This window comes from Microbacterium testaceum, from assembly GCF_001476285.1.
Lineage (GTDB): Bacteria > Actinomycetota > Actinomycetes > Actinomycetales > Microbacteriaceae > Microbacterium > Microbacterium testaceum_B.
The window spans coordinates 13287-29281 of the sequence record NZ_LDRU01000082.1 but is presented as its reverse complement, the minus strand read 5'-3'; the positions used below and the strand labels follow the sequence as shown (position 1 = coordinate 29281).

The following is a 15995-nucleotide window of genomic DNA, read 5'->3' as shown; positions in this document are numbered from 1 at the left end:
GGTCCATCCGCAGGGGCGGGGACTCCGCTCCGAGGCTGCCCTCAGGCCCCGGCCGTCGACTCTCGCGCGAGCCGCAGAGCAAGGGCCGTGCGGTCGGGCTCAGCGAATTTGCGCAACAGGGCGGAGACCGTGTTCTTCACCGTCCCGTGTGCGAGATGAAGGCGTGCGGCGATCTCCGCGTTGGGGAGCCCCCGGGCGACGAGGTCCGCGACCGCTCGCTCCGCCTCGGTGAGGACGGGTTGCTCCATCTGCACCGGCGTCGACGACAGCACAGCACGGGCGACGCGCGGATCCAGCACGAGCCCACCCGCCAGGACATGGCGTATGGCGCCGATCAACGCGTCCGCTGAGATATCTTTCAGCAGGAATCCGGCGGCCCCCGCGTCCAGCAGCTGACGCACGAGACGCGCGTCGTCGAACGTCGTGAGGACCAGGACCGGAAGGTCGGGATGGGACACCGCGCACCGCTGGACGAGTCCGAGACCGTCGAGCACCGGCATGCGGGCATCGGCCAGCACGAGGTCGGGCGCAAGCCCCGGTATGAGAGCGAGTGCCCGCTGCCCGTTCTCAGCCTCACCGACCACCTCGACCGCGGAGTCCGTTTCGAGGATCATGCGCAGGCCTCGCCGGAGAAGCTCCTGGTCGTCGACGACGAAGACCCGCACGGTACTCACGCGAGCCCGCGAATCAGCGCGGGACGGAGTTCGAGCGCCACACGGAAGCCCGTGGGAGTCGGCTCCGCAGTGAATGCCCCGCCCATCCGCTCGGCGCGCGCGCGAAGCGATCGCAGGCCGAAGCCCTCGATCAACGGGTCGGTCGACGCTCCGGCCCCATCGTCCTCGATCACCGCGGAGAGGTGGGCATCCCCCACCACCATTCGCAGGTCGACGGATGTCGCATCGGAGTGACGCACGACGTTCGTCAACCCTTCCTGAACGAAACTCAGCAGTAGGAGCGCGTGGTCATGACTCAGCGCGGAGTCGTCGCCCTCGATCGACACCCGGATATCGATCCCCGTGCCCCGGAACGCCTCGGCGACAGCGTGGAACGCCTCGGCGTTGCGGAGGGTGGAGAGCTCGACGGGGTGCATGGCACGGACGAGTCGGCGCATCGCATCGAGGGACTCCCCCACCAGCTGTCGCGCACGTCGCGTCTCTTCGCGCGCCTCGGGCGAGTCACCCACGCGGTCGGCATAATCGAGCGACATCCCGACGGCTGTCAGCCGGTGCCCCAGGCCGTCGTGGAGTTCCCGCGCGGTGCGCTCGCGTTCGCGAGCGAGTGCGAGGTCACGGTCGGTGTCGAGACGGCTGCGGAGTTCGGCGTTGACGGCATCCAGTTGTACGAGCGCCGCACGCAGTTCCTCCCCGACCCGGAAGCTGTCGCGCAGGATCGCCGCCACGGCCGCCGCCACGCCGGCGAAGACCGCGGCGACGGCGGCTTCACCGATCATGAGCTCGGGTGCGCTCCCGGTGGACAGATGGAGGGCGACGACGAGTCCCACGAGAGCGGCAGCGTAGCCCCAGACCACGGCGGCCGCCGTGAATGTCACACCGAGGACGAGACATGCCGCCCAGACGATGCCGTAGTACAACGATCCGTTTCCGAACGACATCGTCACCGTCGCGATGGTCGCGAAGGCGATCGCGGCAGCGCGAGACCGCTGCCCCGAGCGACGCCACAGCACCCACACGACCATGGAGCCGATCAGCAGCGAGGACACCGCGGCCGAAGCCCACCCCGGCCTCCGGTCCAGCGATGCGACAACCATGAGAGCCGGTCCCGCCCACCCGATGACGGCGGCAAGATCGAGCAACAGCGCGCGACGGTTCGGGGTCCCGGACATACGCTTCAGCTAAGCACGCGCTCTCGTCCCTCACACGTGACTGCGGTCACGACTTCGGCCCTCTCGCGCGTGACCGGGGTCGTTCGCGATCGTGACTCCCGGGACGGGATCGCCGCCCCGACGCTCCGTAGCGTCCTCGGCATGAACGTCACACAAGTCCCGCCCGCCCCCGGCACGAGGTCGGTCGCTCCGCGACTGGCGCTGGGACCGCTCGGCATCACCGTCCGAGTCGTCGTGGCCATCGGCATCCTGATCATCGCCAACCTCGTTCCCGCGCTCGCGACGGGCCTCCTGGTCCTGGTGCCCGGGGCGTCCGAGGTCTTCGGCGGATCGTCGCCGTGGGGCTTCGGGCTCGCGGTCGTCCTCCAGTCGCTCGTCCTCGGCACCGTCGTGCTCGGTGTGTGGGGGTGGATGAACGGAGTCGAGCGCGCGCCGCTCCGCGCGGCCGGATGGAGCGCGAACAGGCTCTCGGCCGTGTGGCTCCTGCTCGGCATCGGGCTCTCCGCCGGAACGGTCGTCGCGGTGACAGCGCTGATCCCCGCCGACGGTCCCGTCCGGAGCGATTCGACACACTTCTCCGGGCAGACGGGTCCGGTCATGATCTCGTTGCTGATCGCGTACTCACTCGGCCTCGCCTTCCTGCAGCAGGGGATCCCGGAGGAGCTGCTCTTCCGCGGGATGCTGCTCTGGCGACTGCGGGAGCGCCCGATTCTCGCCGTGGCTGTCACCACTCTCGCGTTCACGCTGATCCATCTCGTGTCCAACGGCGGGCAGCAGTCACCGTGGGAGCACGTGCTGTATCTCGCACTGCCCTTCGGATTCGCCCTGCTCGCGGTCGGCCTGCTCTTGTGGACGGGCTCGCTCTGGGCTGCGGTGGGGGTGCACGGCGGATTCCATGTCGGCACCGTGATCGCCGGCACGCTCCTCCCGCCGGTGACTCCTGCCACATCCTGGCTCGCCATCGGGTCGGTGCAATCCGTCATCGGCGTCGCCCTGATCGTCACCGCACTGCGCCACGGCAGACGCATTCCCGATGGGACGACGGCTCGCCCGTGACACGCACATCCCCTCCCGCGACGCAAGCCGCCTGGCATCCGCGCCCTCCTCGTGTCTGCTGGTCTCTCCACAGAGAGAACGAGGGATGCCATGGGAGTTGCACGCTGGGTCGGTACCGGAGCCGTGGGGCTGGCGGGAGCCGTGCTCGCACGAACGGCGATCGGTCGCGCGGTCGCCGCGGGAACGGTGGCCTACCGCGTGTGGACCGACCCGAAGGTGCAGAAGGTGCGCCGCCGGGTCGTGGCGAAGATGCGGAAGCAGCGCGTGAAGCGCTGAGCTCAACGGCCGGGCACCACGCCCAGCACGACGCACGCGATTCCCGCGGCAGCCAGGACGCCCGCGTACAGCCACCGGTGATCCATGTCGATCGCGCGGGTGTAGTAGCCGTTCACGCGAGCCGCGGTCGCCGGAAAATGCAGCCACGCGGTGGCGAGGAGCACGAAGGGCGCGGCGAGCGCCACGAGGAAGACGGCGTACGCGGTCCACCTGAGCGCGGGATGATCGCTGACGCCGTCGGCGATCCGACCGGTCATGTACATGATCGGCAGCGTCGTGAAACCGATGATCGAGCAGCTCACCCCGAGCACGTAGTAGCTCCACGAGTGCGCGCGGCTCTTCACCGGCTTGGTCCGCGGCGCGCGGATCGGTACCCGGAGGCGCCAGACGACCATGGCGACCGCGCCCGCGAGGAACAGCGCACCCGCGGCCAGATCGACGCGGCGGTCCAGCACCGCTTCGGTGGCCTGGCGCTCGGCCGCCGACACGAACTCGGTCGGGTCGAAACTCTGCAGCGCGAGGTAGAGGATGGTGGCTCCGGTCGCAAGGCCCGCGACCATGAACGCCATGCGCGGGATGACGCGGACGTTCTGCGCCAGCATGTCGGCCGTGGCGCCGTAGAGCGCGGGGTTCAGGCCGAGCGTCAACCCGAGCCCGACGAGTGTCGTCAGCGCCGCTGTCCACCGGGTGAGGTCATCCACGTGCGGACTCCTCTCGGGCAGGGGCGGATCCCGGATGCCACGGGTCGTGCCATCGTATCGGCGGGCACCGTCATCCGAGAGGCAGGGGCGACAGCGGTTTGGTCACCCCGAAGGCGAACGTCGTGTCGATGGACGCGAGCGACGGGATGGCCCGGAGGTGCTCCCGGAGCAGGCGCTCGTATTCTTCGAAGCTCGGGGTGACGATGCGCACGAGGTAGTCCCAGTCGCCCGCGAGGAGGTGCGCCTCCACGATGTTCGGGAGAGCCCGCAGACGCTCCTCGACGGCGTCGACCGTCGCCCCCTCGTGAGAGGCGAGACGCAGGCGGACGAACGCGGTGATCGTGAGGTCGACGGCCTTCGGAGAGACGACCGCACGGTATCCCTCGATGATGCCGGCCTGCTCGAGCTGGCGAACGCGGCGAAGACACGGCGACGGCGACAGGCCTACACGGTCGGCGAGGTCTTGATTGGACAGCCGGCCATCGCGCTGGAGTTTGCCCAGAATGCGGCGGTCGATCTCGTCAAGGACGTGCATGGAGCAGATTCTGCCAATATTCGACTCCACAGAGCAATATTCGCAATCGACTGCGCACGCCGCGTTCCTACGCTGACCAAGTGACCTCGTTCGCCCTCTCGCCGCGTCTCGCCCTGTCGCGCGGCACGCTCATCGGTGTCGCCGCTCTTTCCGGCGTCGTCGCGCTGTGGTCGGCGTTCGCACTGTCGACGCGCGCGATCGAGGGAGCAGGCCTCACGACCGGCGATGCCGCGATCCTGCGCTTCGCGGTGCCCGCGCTCCTTCTCACCCCGTGGATCCCCCGCACACTGCGCGCCGTGCGCGGCGCCGGCGCCGGCGCACTCGGTCTCGTGCTCCTCGCCGGACTCCCGCACTTCCTCCTCTTCGCGTGGGGCGCAGAGCTCACCTCGGCCGGGCTGACCGGTCTCCTCGTCCCCGGCACGGTTCCGCTCTTCGTCACGCTCCTGCTCTTCCTCCGTCACCGCACACCCGTCTCGCGGCGACGTCTCGGCGCTCTCGCCGCCATCGTCGTCGGTGTCGCGGCGAGCGCGATGCTCCGAGGCGGCACGGCCGATCTCGGCGGGGTCGCCGTGCTCCTGGCCGCGGGCCTCGTCTGGGCGCTCTACACGGTGGGGCTGGCATCCCTTCGACTGGATCTGGTGAGCGTCATCGTCGTCATCAGCGTCACCTCCGCGATCGTCGCGCTCGCCCTGGCGGTGACCGGCGTGCTCCCCTCGCACCTGCTCGCGGGGACGCTCCCGGCTCCGCAGATCGCGACGTACGCGCTGGTCCAGGGCGTCGGCACGGGCCTGCTCTCGACCGCGTGCTACGTGCTCGCCGTGAAGCACCTCGGGAGCAGCCTGGCCTCGAGCGCCGGGGCTCTCAGTCCCGTCCTCACCGCGGTCGTGGCCGTCCCGCTGCTGAACGAACCGCTCACCGCGGGCCTCGCGATCGCTCTCGCGCTGATCGTGTCGGGCGTCGCGGTGTTCCACCTGGCGCCGCGGCGCTGAGCCCGTGGCATCCGTTCTCCGCGTGGTTCCGAATACGGGGTGACGGGCATGCCGCGTGCGCCCGTCGGGAATGAGGGATGCCATGGACACCGAAACCACCACGGACGCACGTGCCGTTCGCCGACCGCGCTCCTGGATCTGGGCCCCCCTCACCGGGATCGTCTCGGCTCTCGTTCTGCTGGGCGGCGCCGAGGTGCTGGCGGCGATCTTCGCACGGTCCGCCAGCCCGGTCCTCGCCGTCGGCTCGTTCATCGTCGACATCGTGCCGCGTCCGCTGAAGGAGCTGGCGATCACGTTGTTCGGCGAGTCCGACAAGATCGCGCTCCTGGTCGGAGTGGGTCTGGGCGCGGTCGTCGCCGCCGCGGTCGCAGGCGCGCTCGAGTACCGGTTCCGCTTCGTCGGGGCAGTCCTCCTCGCGATCGGTGGGGCGCTGGCCACCGCAGCGATCGTGACCCGCGCCGGGGCCGGCGCCCTGGCGTGGCTGCCGCCCGTCGTGGGCACCATCGCCGGCGTCGCGATCCTGCTCGTCCTGACCGCGCGGCTGCGCCGCTGGGCGGCCGATGCCGCGGCCGCGGATGCTCCCGCTGCCGGGGTGGATCGTCGCGGATTCTTCATCGTCTCGGGGATCGCCGCTGCGACCGCGATCGTCGTGGGCGTCGGCGCCCGTGTCGTGAATGTCGCGACGGCGTCGGTCGCGGCCGCCCGCGACGCCCTCCGCCTCCCCGCGGCGCGCAGCACGGTGACCGTCCCCGCGGGCGCCGACCTCGGCGTGCCCGGTGTGACGCCGATCATCACGCCCAACGCGGACTTCTACCGCGTGGACACGGCCCTCACCGTCCCGAATGTCGACCCCACGACCTGGAGGCTCTCGATCGAGGGAATGGTCGACACGCCGATCGAGCTGAGCTTCGACGACCTCGTCGGCATGGGTCTCGACGAGTACGGCGTGACCCTGACCTGTGTGTCGAACGAGGTCGGTGGCAACCTCGTCGGAAACGCGATCTGGACCGGAGTCCCCATCCGCGACGTGCTGCGCAAAGCGGGTCCGCAGAGCGGAGCGGACATGGTGCTGTCCGAGAGCGTCGACGGGTACACGGCATCCACTCCCCTCTCGTCTCTCGTCGACGACAACCTCGACGCCATCTTCGCGGTGGCCATGAACGGCGAGCCGCTGCCGTTCGAGCACGGCTTCCCGGTGCGCATGGTCGTTCCGGGACTGTACGGATACGTGTCGGCGACGAAGTGGGTCACCAAGCTGACCGTGACGCGCTTCGATCAGGCGGAGGCGTACTGGACGCCCCGCGGCTACGCGGCCGAAGCGCCGATCAAGATGTCGTCGCGCGTGGACACCCCGAAGATCGGCAATCCTGTCCCGGCGGGCAACGTGGTCATCGCCGGTATGGCGTGGGCGCAGCCTGTCGGCGTGCAGGCCGTCGAGGTGAGTATCGACGACGGCGACTGGCAGCAGGCCACCCTGTCGACCCCGATCAACGATCAGTCGTGGGTCCAGTGGAAGCTCGACTGGAACGCCGATGCGGGCACGCACTACATCGTCGTGCGCGCGCGGGACAAGCAGGGCAATCTGCAGATCCAGGAGCAGGCGGCCATCGCCCCGAACGGGTCCAGTGGGTGGCAGCGCACCCTCGTGACCGTCAGCTGACGAATTCACCCTGTCAAGTGCTGGCGCCCCCCTCCCCCGGACGACAAGATCTGAAGATGCCCTCAGCAAGCATTCCCGAGCGCTCGACCCTGCGCCGGTGAGCGCGCCCGTGCAGTCTCCGCCCGGCGACGCCGAACCCGACGGCCGCGACGGCGGCGAGCGTCCGCTCGCCAGTTTCCGCCGTGTCCTCCCGACCGACTGGGACGAACAGGTCGATCAGTTCGCCATCGTCAAGCTCGACGGCGGGGGTTTCGTGCGCGGGTGGAACCTGGGCGCAGAGCTCATCAAGGGCTACACCGAGGAAGAGATCGTCGGCTCGCACTTCTCGCGCTTCTACCGCGAGGAGGATCGACGGCGCGGCGTTCCGGATACCCTCCTGGCGGCCGCCCAGCGCGACGGTCACGTCGAAGACACCGGATGGCGAGTCCGCAAAGACGGGACCGAGTTCTGGGCGCGCGTCACCATCTCGGCGATCCGCAGCGACCAAGGGCAGGTCCTCGGGTTCGTCAAGATCGTGCGCGACCTGACGAGCGAGAAGCAGGCTGCCGACGAACAGGCAGCTCTTCAGCGCACGTTCGCCCACGACCTGCTCTCCCCGGTGACCGCTCTGCGCGGCTACCTCGACCTTCTCGCCGACGAACTCCCCGCGGACCACCGGCTGTTGCGCCTGGCGTCCGAGGCGAGCGAACACCTGGTGGCGATGGCGCAGGCCCTCATGACGGACGCCACCACACGACCCGAGCGCGGGCAGAGGCGGGCGACGCTCGATCTCATCGCACGGGGGGCCGTCGCACTCGTCCTGCCGGGTGGGAGCCCGGGGCGCGTCGTCTTCGGTCGAATGGATGCCATCACGGTCGCGGGGGACGTGCTCGGCCTACGCCGCGCCGTGGCGAACGTCGTCGAGAATGCGGCGAAGTACTCCGACGACGAGATCACGATCGAGGCGTACGAGACCGACGAGGGGGCGGTGGTGTCGGTGAGCGACCGAGGCCGCGGCATCCATCCCGACGATCTGCACCGCATCGTCGAAGAGGGTGAGCGCGGACGTTTCGCGGACGCCCAGGACGGCGGCAGCGGTATCGGTCTCGCCAGTGTCCAGCGCGTGGTGACCGAACACCACGGCGTCCTGCGGATCACCAGCGAGCCGGGAGTGGGAACCCGGGTCACCATCTCGATCCCGCGGGCTGACGAGTTAGATTTCTGAGGTCGCCAGCGTCGCCCCCGCGCGTTCGATCTCGGCCAGCGCGGCCGCGCTGGAGGCCGGGTGGACGCCGGCGACGAGGTCGGTGAAGACGCGCACCGCGCGACCGGCAGCGACCGCGTCGAGAGCCGACGCGCGGACGCAGTAGTCGGTCGCGATGCCCACGATGTCGATGTCCCGGATGCCGTGGGCGTCGAGGATGTCCGCCGCCGTCTGGTCGTCGTCCGAGACGCCCTCGAACAGCGAGTACGCCGGTCGCCCCTGCCCCTTCTTGAGGTGATGGGTCACCCGGCTGGCGTCGAAGACGGCGTCGTACTCGGCACCCTCTGTCCCCGCCACGCAGTGCACGGGCCACGAGTCGATGAAGTCGGGCGCGGTCGAGAAGTGGCCGCCGTTGTCGTCGTCGCCGTGATGCCAGTCGCGCGAGGCGACGATGACGGCATACTCGTCGGCGTGCGAGGCGAGGAAGCGCGAGATGCGCTCGGCGACCGCGTCGCCTCCCTCGACTCCGAGCGCCCCGTGCTCGGTGAAATCGTTCTGGACATCGACGATGAACAGTGCCCTGGTCATGTGTCGAGCCTACGCGCGCTCCCGCGGGTGGCGGGCTGTCCGTTGCTCGCGCCGCGGCCCGCGCTCGCGCCGGTGGCGGGCTGCGCGCGGTCGCGACGCCACAGCTTCGACGGCCACCAGATCGCCGAGCCGAGGTCGTACGCGAGCGCCGGGACGAGGAGCGAGCGCACGACGAAGGTGTCGAGCAGGACGCCGAAGGCCACGATGAATGCGAGTTGGGCGAGGAAGAGGATGGGGATCACGCCCAGCGCTGCGAAGGTCGCTGCGAGCACGAGACCCGCCGACGTGATCACGCCGCCCGTCGCGACGAGCCCGCGCAGGATGCCGGAGCGCGTGCCGTGAGCGAGGGATTCCTCGCGCACACGCGACATCAGGAAGATGTTGTAGTCGACCCCGAGGGCGACGAGGAACACGAAGCCGTACAGCGGAACGGAAGGGTCCGCGCCGGGGAAGTCCAGGGGCCCGTTGAAGACGAGGGCGCTCACGCCCAGCGCCGCCCCGAACGACAGGATGACCGTGCCGATGAGGAGCACCGGCGCGACGATCGAGCGCAGCAGCGCCATCAGGATCAGCAGGATCACCGCGAGGACGATCGGGATGATGAGCGTACGGTCGCGGATCGACGTGTCGATCGAGTCGATGTCGGTCGCGGTCACCCCTCCCACCAGGGCCGTCCCCTCCCCCAGCGCATTGGCGAGATCGACGCGGAGCTGACGGACCGTGTCGTCGGCCGCGGCCGAGTCAGCCGTGTCGGCGAGCGTCGCGGCGAGGAGGACCTGCCCGTCCGACACGGTGGGCGCGGGTGCCGGTGTCCCCGGAGGGCCGAACGCGGTCGTCACGAGGCTTCCGTCCACCGCCTGGACGGGCGCCTGTCCCCCGGTCGCATCGGTGGAGAGGACGGCGACCGAGTCGATGCCGCTTGCGCGATCGAGCACCTCCACCGCGGTCGCGGCACGGTCCTCGGCCACCAGGACGTACGCGGGGCTGCCCGAGCCGCCCGGGAAGTGCTCGGCGAGTGCCGCCTGGCCGTCGCGGGCTTCGGATGCGCCCAGCACGAGGTCGCTCGAGGGGACGCCGTCCGCGCGGAGCTGCGTCAGACCCGCGCACGCCGCGAGGAGGACGACGGTGCAAACGATCCACACCGGTCGCGCTCGTCGGGCGACGAAGCGCGCCTGGCGGGGCCACAGCCCTCTCACCGGGGCGGTGAGGTCGTCGGGGAGATCGGTCGCCCCGGCCTTGGGGAGGAAGGGCCAGAAGGCCGCGCGCCCGAACAGGGCGAGAAGAGCCGGCAGAAACGTCAACGCCGACAGCACGGCGAAGGCGATGCCGATCGAGGCGATCGGACCGAGGGCGCGGTTGGTGGCGAGGTCGGACAACAGCAGGCAGAGGAGCCCCGCGATCACGGTGCCACCCGAGGCCAGGATCGGCTCGACCGCTCCCTTCCACGCCCGGATCGTGGCATCCCACCGCTTGTCTCCCGCTCCGATCGCCTCGCGGAACCGCGCCACGTACAGCAGTGCGTAGTCGGTCGCCGCCCCAATGACGAGGATGAACAGGATGCCTTGCACCTGACCGTTGAGCACGACGATGCCCGCGAACGCGAGCCACCACACCGTCAGCAGCGCCACGCACAGGGCGAACACCGAGGTGAGCAGCACGAGGATCGGCAGGAGGGGCGACCGGTAGACGACCACGAGGATGACGAACACGGCGCCGAGGGCGACGATCAGCAGCAGACCGTCGATGCCGAGGAAACCCTTCACCAGGTCGGCCGTGAACCCCGCCGGACCGGTCACCCACGCCTGCACCCCGGCCGGGACGTCTGACGCGACGAGGGTCCGCGCGGCCTCCACGACCTCGCGCACTTCTCCGGAGCTGTCGAGGGGCAGGAAGATCTGCGCGGCCTGCCCGTCCTCGGAGACGACGGGTGGGGATGCCTCCCCCTCGACTCCCTCGAGTTCGGCGGCCGCGGTGGCGAGAGTCTTCAACGCCGTCAGCTGCGCGTCCGAGAGCGCCGTGCCGTCCGTCGTCTCGGCGACGATGAGTGCCGGGATCGTGTCGCCGCCGGTGAAGTCGGTGAGACGCTCGCTGACGCGCGTGGCATCCGCCGACTGCGGAAGGAACGACGACTGGTCGTTCGTCGCGACCTCGTCGACCTTGCCGAAGAACGGGCCGCCGATCGATCCGCCGACCACCCAGATCAGCACGAGCAGGCTCGGGATGCCGATGCGCAGCCAGCGTGAGACGCGCGGCGCGACGCGGTCGCGGCGAAGAGCAGGGGTCGAGGTGGAGCGAGCCATATCGCTAGCTTATCTAGCTACATGACTTTCGCGCCAGTTCTCACCCCCGCGCGAAGAGCACCACGATCGACAGCACGAAAGCGACGAGTCCGAGCCCGAGGATCCCGGCCGCGAGCAGCGAGACGAACCGCACCACGGGAGAGGCACGCGTGAGACGCATGCGGTGCGCGCTTCCTCGGCGATAGAAGATGTCGGCCATGTCGGCAGACCCGATCTTCGCGTCGTCGTGGGAGGAGAGCGGGGCTTCGTTGACCCCACCGCGATCGTCGAACCACCGGACCACGCGACCCCCGTCGACCTCCTCGACCACGGCACGGGCCGGGAGCCAGGTCCCGTCGGCGAGCAGCAGCACGACGGCGAGGAGGGCGAGCAACGTCCCGCCGCCCAGCCCCACCCACGTGAAGATCTCGATGACGGCGTCGAGGGCGTTCGACACGGGGGTCTCCTGCGGGTCGCGGACGGGACGGCCTCCGTCGGGCCAGGGCAGAACGGGTGACGTCAGCCTAGCGGGCCGCCTCGATCGGGCTCGCGAGGCGACGCGTCCACACCAGCGCGAGAACGAGCGGGACCGCCGCGACCACGCCGAACGACATGTCGATCAGCTGCCACCCGAGCGGCAGTCCACGGAGCGCGCCCGCGATGGCCGCGAGCGGCACGATGCCGGCGCACGCGATGAGGCCCCAGACGATGACCCAGACATTGCGCACGGGATCGACGAGCGGCCCGAGGAAGGCCACCGCGATGAGCAGATGGGCGAACGCGAGCCAGTCGGTGCCGTACGCGATGAACGGATACGCCGCGGCCGTGGCATCCAGGCCCTCGGCGACCCGGTTCACCCACCACACGGCGCCCGGCAGGATCGAGCCCACGTTCAGCTGCGCCAGCACGTCCCGCGCCAGAGCGAGCTCCTCACGGAGAGGGAACGCGGTCGCTCCGCTCACGACGAGACCGACGACGACCACCGTCAGACAGAAACGGACGCGGCGCAGTAGTGCGGGTGCGAGGGTCATGCGGCCTCCCGGGCTGTGCTCCCGAGAGTACGACCGCGGCCGCCGTGCCGCCGCGAGATGCCTCGATGGCGAGCGACCGCGCCGAGGGAGACCGCCGCCGCGGGGACATGTCGAGATCGCGAGCCTCGGCACCGCCGCGCCACAGCCGCCGCGAATGGCAGAAGGCCCGGGGTTGTCCCGGGCCTTCTGTGGTGGAGCCGCCTAAGGGAATCGAACCCTTGACCTATTCATTACGAGTGAATCGCTCTGCCGTCTGAGCTAAGGCGGCGTGTGCGCGCTGTCGCGTGCACGATCATCGATCTTACATGCTCCAGCGCGTGTCGACGCACGCGTCAGTAGTCGCCGGACGCCGAGAGGTCGGCGAGGATCTCGCGGCTCGACGACAGACCCAGCCGCGTGGCGCCCGCGGCGATCATCTCTTCGGCCGCGGCGCGGGTGCGGATGCCCCCGGATGCCTTGACCTCGGCGCGATCGCCCACGGTGCGCTTCATGAGCTCGACCGCGTGCACGCTCGCGCCGCCGGCGGGGTGGAAGCCCGTCGAGGTCTTCACGAAGTCGGCGCCCGCGGTGACCGCCGCCTCGCAGACGGCGACGATGGCGTCGTCGGATAGTGCAGCCGACTCGATGATGACCTTGAGAACCGTGGGCGCGGGAGCGGCGGCACGCACGGCGCGGATCTCGGTCTCGACGATGTCGTAGCGTCCCTCGATCGCCGCGCCCACGTCGATGACCATGTCGATCTCGTCGGCACCCTGGGCGACGGACAGCGCGGCCTCGGCGGCCTTGACCTCGGCGTGGTGCTTGCCGCTCGGGAAACCGCACACGACCGCGACCTTGAGCCCGGCGGGCACCTCGACGGGCAGGAACGACGGCGACAGGCAGACGCTGTACGTGCCGAGCTCGGCGCCCTCGGCGATGATGCGCTCGACGTCGGCGCGCGTGGCCTCGGGCTTGAGCAGCGTGTGGTCGATGTAGCGGGCCAGGTCGGTGACGGGCGCAGTCATGGGGACTCCTTCGGGTGGGACGTGAACCAGCCTAGGTGTTCCGACCTGGGCGGCGGCGAGACGGAGCGGACCGCCCTCACTCGCAGCGCAGGCCGTCTTCGGGCACGGTTCCGTCGACGAGATAGGCGTCGACGGCTTCGGTCACGCACGCTTTGCCCTTGTTGTAACCGAGGTGGCCCTCGCCGACGTTCGTGATGAGGACGCCCTGCGAGAGCTGCTCGGCGAGCCGCTGCGCACCCACGTAGGGCGTGGCGGGGTCGCCCGTGGTTCCGATGACGACGATGGGCGGCGAGCCTTCCGCCGTGATCGCTCCGCGCGTCCCGGTCGGCGGAGCCGGCCATGAGGCGCAGACATCGACGCCCTCCCAGTACGGGGCCGTCGTCGGAGCCGCTTCGGCCAGACGTTGACGGAACGCCTCGTCATCGGCATCCGACCCCTCGTCGGGGTAGTCCATGCAGTTGTACGCGATGAAGGCTTCCATGGTGTTGCTGGCGTAGCTGCCGCCCTGGCGATCGTTGTAGAAGTCGGCGAGCTGGAACGCGACGTCGGCGCGACCGTTTCCGACATCCGTCAGGGCTGCACGCAGGTACGGCCAACTGTCTTGGCTGTAGAGCGCGGCGACGATCGCCGTCATGAGCGTGTCTCCCCCGAGCTGACGCCCGTCGCTCGCCGTGATCGGGCGCGCGTCGACGCGGGCGAGCGTTGCGGCGAGGTCGGCCATCGCGTCGTCGATGGAGCCCGCATACGGACACTCCGACATGGTGAGACAGTCGGCCATGAAGGCGCGCAGCGACTGCTCGAAGCCCTCGGCCTGGCCGATCGAGGATTCGGACTGCGACTGGGTCGGGTCGATGCCCCCGTCGAGCACCATGCGGCCGACCCGTTCGGGGAAGAGTCCCGCGTAGGTGGTGCCGAGGAACGACCCGTACGAGAAGCCCAGGTAGTTGAGCTTCGGGTCGCCCAGGACCGCGCGCAGCAGGTCCATGTCGCGCGCGGAGTTCTCGGTGCTGATGTAGGGCAGGATGCCGTCGCTGTTCGCGTCGCACGCCTTGGCGAAGGCGGCGGCGCGCTCCTCGAGGGCCTGCTCGCGTTCGTCGCTGCCGCGCGCGCCGGGCGGGATGTCGTAGAAGTAGCTGTCGAGACCCTTCGCGTCGTAGCAGCTGACCGCCGTCGAGGCACCCACGCCGCGGGGATCGAAGCCGATCACGTCGTACGCGTCGGCCAGCTTCTGGTCGACGAGGATCGACAGCGACGACTTCACGAGGTCGACGCCACTGGCGCCGGGGCCGCCGGGATTGGTCAGGAGCGAGCCGAGCGGCTTGCCGGAGGTCGCGCGGTGTCGGACGACAGCGAGCTGCAGATCGCCCATGGAGGGATCGCTGTAGTCGCGTGGGGCCGTGACCGTGGTGCAGTCGAGGCCGGTGCCGCACTCCTCCCAGGTCAACGCCTGCGAGTAGTAGGGCAGCAGCTCGGGGGCCACGCCGTCGGTCTGCGGCGCGAGAGAGGGCCCCGGGGCCGGCGCGGCGGGCGGGATCTGGGCGTAGAGACAGCCCGAGAGGGCGAGGATCGCGGTCGCGAGACCCGCGACCGCGGCGACGACGCGACGACGCGCGTTCACGGTGCGGACCCGTCGGCCACGGTGATCAGCAGACTCTCGAGCGCGAGCAGGGGGGCCGCGTTCTGCTCGAGATTGCGCCGTGTCTCGGAGATCCGGTCGAGCACGCCGAGCGTGCGCGCCGGAGACCACTCCCCCGCGAGCACGCGGAGGTCGTCGACGCGCTCGCTGTTGACCAGATCGGTGTCGCGGCCGAACTGCAGCATGACGACGTCGCGGAAGAGCGACTGCAGGTCGGTCAGCACGCGATCGATTCCGTCGCGGAGGCTCCGTGTCGCCCGCCGCTTCTGGTCGTCTTCGAGGGCGTTGACCTGGCCGCGCACCGACGGGGGTACCGCGGCGCCCTCGGCGACCCCGAGCATGCGCAGCAGGTTGCGTCGCTCTTCTTCGTCTCGGGTCGCGGTCAGCGCCTTGGCGTCGTCGGTCGCGAGCCGCACGATGCGGCCGGCGACCTCGACGGCGTCGCCGATGCCGCGGACGCCGAGGACCGCGGCGAGCGTCTCTGCCCGGCGGGCGCGCGCGTCGTCGTCGGTCGCGAGCCGCTGGGCCATGCCGATGTGGCGCTGCGCGTGCCGGGCCGACTCTTCGGCGACGTCGGGGGCGGCCCCCGTGCGCTCGACGATGAGTGCCGCGACGTCGGACACCGAGGGCTCGCGCAGGCGCAGGACGCGAACCCGCGAGCGGATCGTGGGGAGCAGGTCGGCGTCGCTGGGTGCGCAGAGCACCCACACCGTCTGCTCGGGCGGCTCTTCGAGCGCCTTGAGGAGGACGTTGGAGGTGCGCTCGGCCATGCGGTCGGCGTCTTCGACCACGATGACGCGGTATCGCCCGAGCGAGGGGGCGAACGAGGCGCGTTCGACGAGTCGGCGCGCTTCGTCGATGCGGATGACGACCTGCTCGGTCCGGAGCGCCGTGAGGTCGGGATGGGTACGGGCGATCACCTGACGCTGTGCGGGTACGTCACCCGGGTCGGCGATGAGAGCGGCCGCGAAGGCGTAGGCGAGCGTCGAACGGCCCGAACCCGGAGGGCCGGTGATGAGCCAGGCGTGCGCGAGGGCCGAGGGGTCGGAGGCTGCCGCCTGCAGCGTCTGTACGGCCTCGGGCTGGCCCCACACGGCGTCCCAGGGGAACGGTGCGGGAACGGCCACGTCGGGTGAGGGGTCGAGCACGGCGGGCATGCGTTCCACCCTAGACGGGGGTTCCGACGGCGCCGCTGGCGATCCGCTGTGCGCTCG

General features: G+C 70.3%; 16 protein-coding genes and 1 tRNA gene. 5 read left to right on the top strand and 12 right to left on the bottom strand.

Going from position 1 to position 15995, the window contains the following annotated elements; genetic code table 11:
* Positions 1-41: 41 nt before the first annotated feature.
* Together NS283_RS13570 and NS283_RS13565 are read right to left on the bottom strand one after the other, a co-directional pair.
* Positions 42-674, bottom strand: coding sequence for a response regulator transcription factor (locus tag NS283_RS13570; protein WP_058597391.1), 633 nt, complete (start codon positions 672-674; stop codon positions 42-44).
* Positions 671-1843 carry a sensor histidine kinase gene (locus tag NS283_RS13565; RefSeq protein WP_058597390.1) on the bottom strand — a complete coding sequence of 391 codons (1173 nt, stop codon included), beginning with the start codon at positions 1841-1843 and terminating at the stop codon, positions 671-673. Before NS283_RS13565 ends, NS283_RS13570 begins: the two co-directional genes overlap by 4 nt.
* Positions 1844-1984: 141 nt before the next feature.
* Here NS283_RS13565 and NS283_RS18970 point away from each other — a divergent pair, with 141 nt between their 5' ends.
* Together NS283_RS18970 and NS283_RS13555 are read left to right on the top strand one after the other, a co-directional pair.
* On the top strand, positions 1985-2899 hold the full coding sequence (locus NS283_RS18970; protein WP_193751249.1) for a CPBP family intramembrane glutamic endopeptidase: 915 nt from the start codon (positions 1985-1987) through the stop codon (positions 2897-2899).
* A 90-nt stretch (positions 2900-2989) separates the two neighbouring features.
* On the top strand, positions 2990-3175 hold the full coding sequence (locus NS283_RS13555; RefSeq protein ID WP_058597388.1) for a hypothetical protein: 186 nt from the start codon (positions 2990-2992) through the stop codon (positions 3173-3175).
* Positions 3176-3177: 2 nt separating this feature from the next.
* Here NS283_RS13555 and NS283_RS13550 read toward each other — a convergent pair whose 3' ends face one another.
* Complete coding sequence (locus NS283_RS13550; RefSeq protein WP_058597387.1) at positions 3178-3876, bottom strand: hypothetical protein; 699 nt, start codon at positions 3874-3876, stop codon at positions 3178-3180.
* A 70-nt stretch (positions 3877-3946) separates the two neighbouring features.
* Entirely contained in the window at positions 3947-4411 is a 465-nt protein-coding gene (locus tag NS283_RS13545; protein ID WP_058597386.1) for an Lrp/AsnC family transcriptional regulator, read from the bottom strand.
* An 80-nt stretch (positions 4412-4491) separates the two neighbouring features.
* On the opposite strand from NS283_RS13545, the gene NS283_RS13540 reads away from it, so the two are divergent.
* From NS283_RS13540 to NS283_RS13530, 3 genes are all read left to right on the top strand, one after another.
* Entirely contained in the window at positions 4492-5400 is a 909-nt protein-coding gene (locus NS283_RS13540) for a DMT family transporter (RefSeq protein WP_058597385.1), read from the top strand.
* Positions 5401-5482: 82 nt separating this feature from the next.
* Positions 5483-7060, top strand: coding sequence for a molybdopterin-dependent oxidoreductase (locus tag NS283_RS13535; RefSeq protein ID WP_058597384.1), 1578 nt, complete (start codon positions 5483-5485; stop codon positions 7058-7060).
* Between the two features lie 97 nt (positions 7061-7157).
* Positions 7158-8264: a PAS domain-containing sensor histidine kinase gene (locus NS283_RS13530; protein ID WP_241490345.1), complete on the top strand. Its 1107-nt coding sequence runs from the start codon at positions 7158-7160 to the stop codon at positions 8262-8264.
* On the opposite strand, the gene NS283_RS13525 is transcribed toward NS283_RS13530, so the two are convergent.
* The 8 genes from NS283_RS13525 to NS283_RS13490 form a co-directional block, all read right to left on the bottom strand.
* The gene (locus tag NS283_RS13525; protein WP_058597383.1) at positions 8253-8831 is read right to left on the bottom strand and encodes an isochorismatase family protein; all 579 of its coding nucleotides are present in this window, start codon (positions 8829-8831) and stop codon (positions 8253-8255) included. The genes NS283_RS13530 and NS283_RS13525 overlap by 12 nt on opposite strands.
* Complete coding sequence (locus tag NS283_RS13520; RefSeq protein WP_058597382.1) at positions 8828-11131, bottom strand: MMPL family transporter; 2304 nt, start codon at positions 11129-11131, stop codon at positions 8828-8830. The genes NS283_RS13525 and NS283_RS13520 overlap by 4 nt, the downstream gene beginning before the upstream one ends.
* Before the next feature lie 40 nt (positions 11132-11171).
* The gene (locus NS283_RS13515) at positions 11172-11567 is read right to left on the bottom strand and encodes a hypothetical protein (protein WP_058597381.1); all 396 of its coding nucleotides are present in this window, start codon (positions 11565-11567) and stop codon (positions 11172-11174) included.
* Between the two features lie 67 nt (positions 11568-11634).
* Positions 11635-12141: a hypothetical protein gene (locus NS283_RS13510; RefSeq protein ID WP_058597380.1), complete on the bottom strand. Its 507-nt coding sequence runs from the start codon at positions 12139-12141 to the stop codon at positions 11635-11637.
* A 192-nt stretch (positions 12142-12333) separates the two neighbouring features.
* Positions 12334-12409, bottom strand: a tRNA-Thr gene (locus NS283_RS13505).
* Positions 12410-12473: 64 nt separating this feature from the next.
* On the bottom strand, positions 12474-13145 hold the full coding sequence (deoC, locus tag NS283_RS13500; RefSeq protein ID WP_058597379.1) for a deoxyribose-phosphate aldolase: 672 nt from the start codon (positions 13143-13145) through the stop codon (positions 12474-12476).
* A gap of 76 nt (positions 13146-13221) precedes the next feature.
* Complete coding sequence (locus tag NS283_RS13495; RefSeq protein WP_058597378.1) at positions 13222-14763, bottom strand: alpha/beta hydrolase; 1542 nt, start codon at positions 14761-14763, stop codon at positions 13222-13224.
* Positions 14760-15938: a DNA polymerase III subunit delta' gene (locus tag NS283_RS13490; RefSeq protein WP_058597377.1), complete on the bottom strand. Its 1179-nt coding sequence runs from the start codon at positions 15936-15938 to the stop codon at positions 14760-14762. Before NS283_RS13490 ends, NS283_RS13495 begins: the two co-directional genes overlap by 4 nt.
* Positions 15939-15995 lie beyond the last annotated feature (57 nt).

Excerpts from the sequence above, each read along its gene's own strand:
- NS283_RS18970 (WP_193751249.1), top strand. The coding sequence starts at position 1,985 with ATGAACGTCACACAAGTCCCGCCCGCCCCCGGCACGAGGTCGGTCGCT.
- NS283_RS13490 (WP_058597377.1), bottom strand. The coding sequence starts at position 15,938 with ATGCCCGCCGTGCTCGACCCCTCACCCGACGTGGCCGTTCCCGCACCG.
- NS283_RS13510 (WP_058597380.1), bottom strand. The coding sequence starts at position 12,141 with ATGACCCTCGCACCCGCACTACTGCGCCGCGTCCGTTTCTGTCTGACG.
- NS283_RS13545 (WP_058597386.1), bottom strand. The coding sequence starts at position 4,411 with ATGCACGTCCTTGACGAGATCGACCGCCGCATTCTGGGCAAACTCCAG.
- NS283_RS13520 (WP_058597382.1), bottom strand. The coding sequence starts at position 11,131 with ATGGCTCGCTCCACCTCGACCCCTGCTCTTCGCCGCGACCGCGTCGCG.
- NS283_RS13565 (WP_058597390.1), bottom strand. The coding sequence starts at position 1,843 with ATGTCCGGGACCCCGAACCGTCGCGCGCTGTTGCTCGATCTTGCCGCC.
- NS283_RS13535 (WP_058597384.1), top strand. The coding sequence starts at position 5,483 with ATGGACACCGAAACCACCACGGACGCACGTGCCGTTCGCCGACCGCGC.
- NS283_RS13555 (WP_058597388.1), top strand. The coding sequence starts at position 2,990 with ATGGGAGTTGCACGCTGGGTCGGTACCGGAGCCGTGGGGCTGGCGGGA.
- deoC (WP_058597379.1), bottom strand. The coding sequence starts at position 13,145 with ATGACTGCGCCCGTCACCGACCTGGCCCGCTACATCGACCACACGCTG.
- NS283_RS13525 (WP_058597383.1), bottom strand. The coding sequence starts at position 8,831 with ATGACCAGGGCACTGTTCATCGTCGATGTCCAGAACGATTTCACCGAG.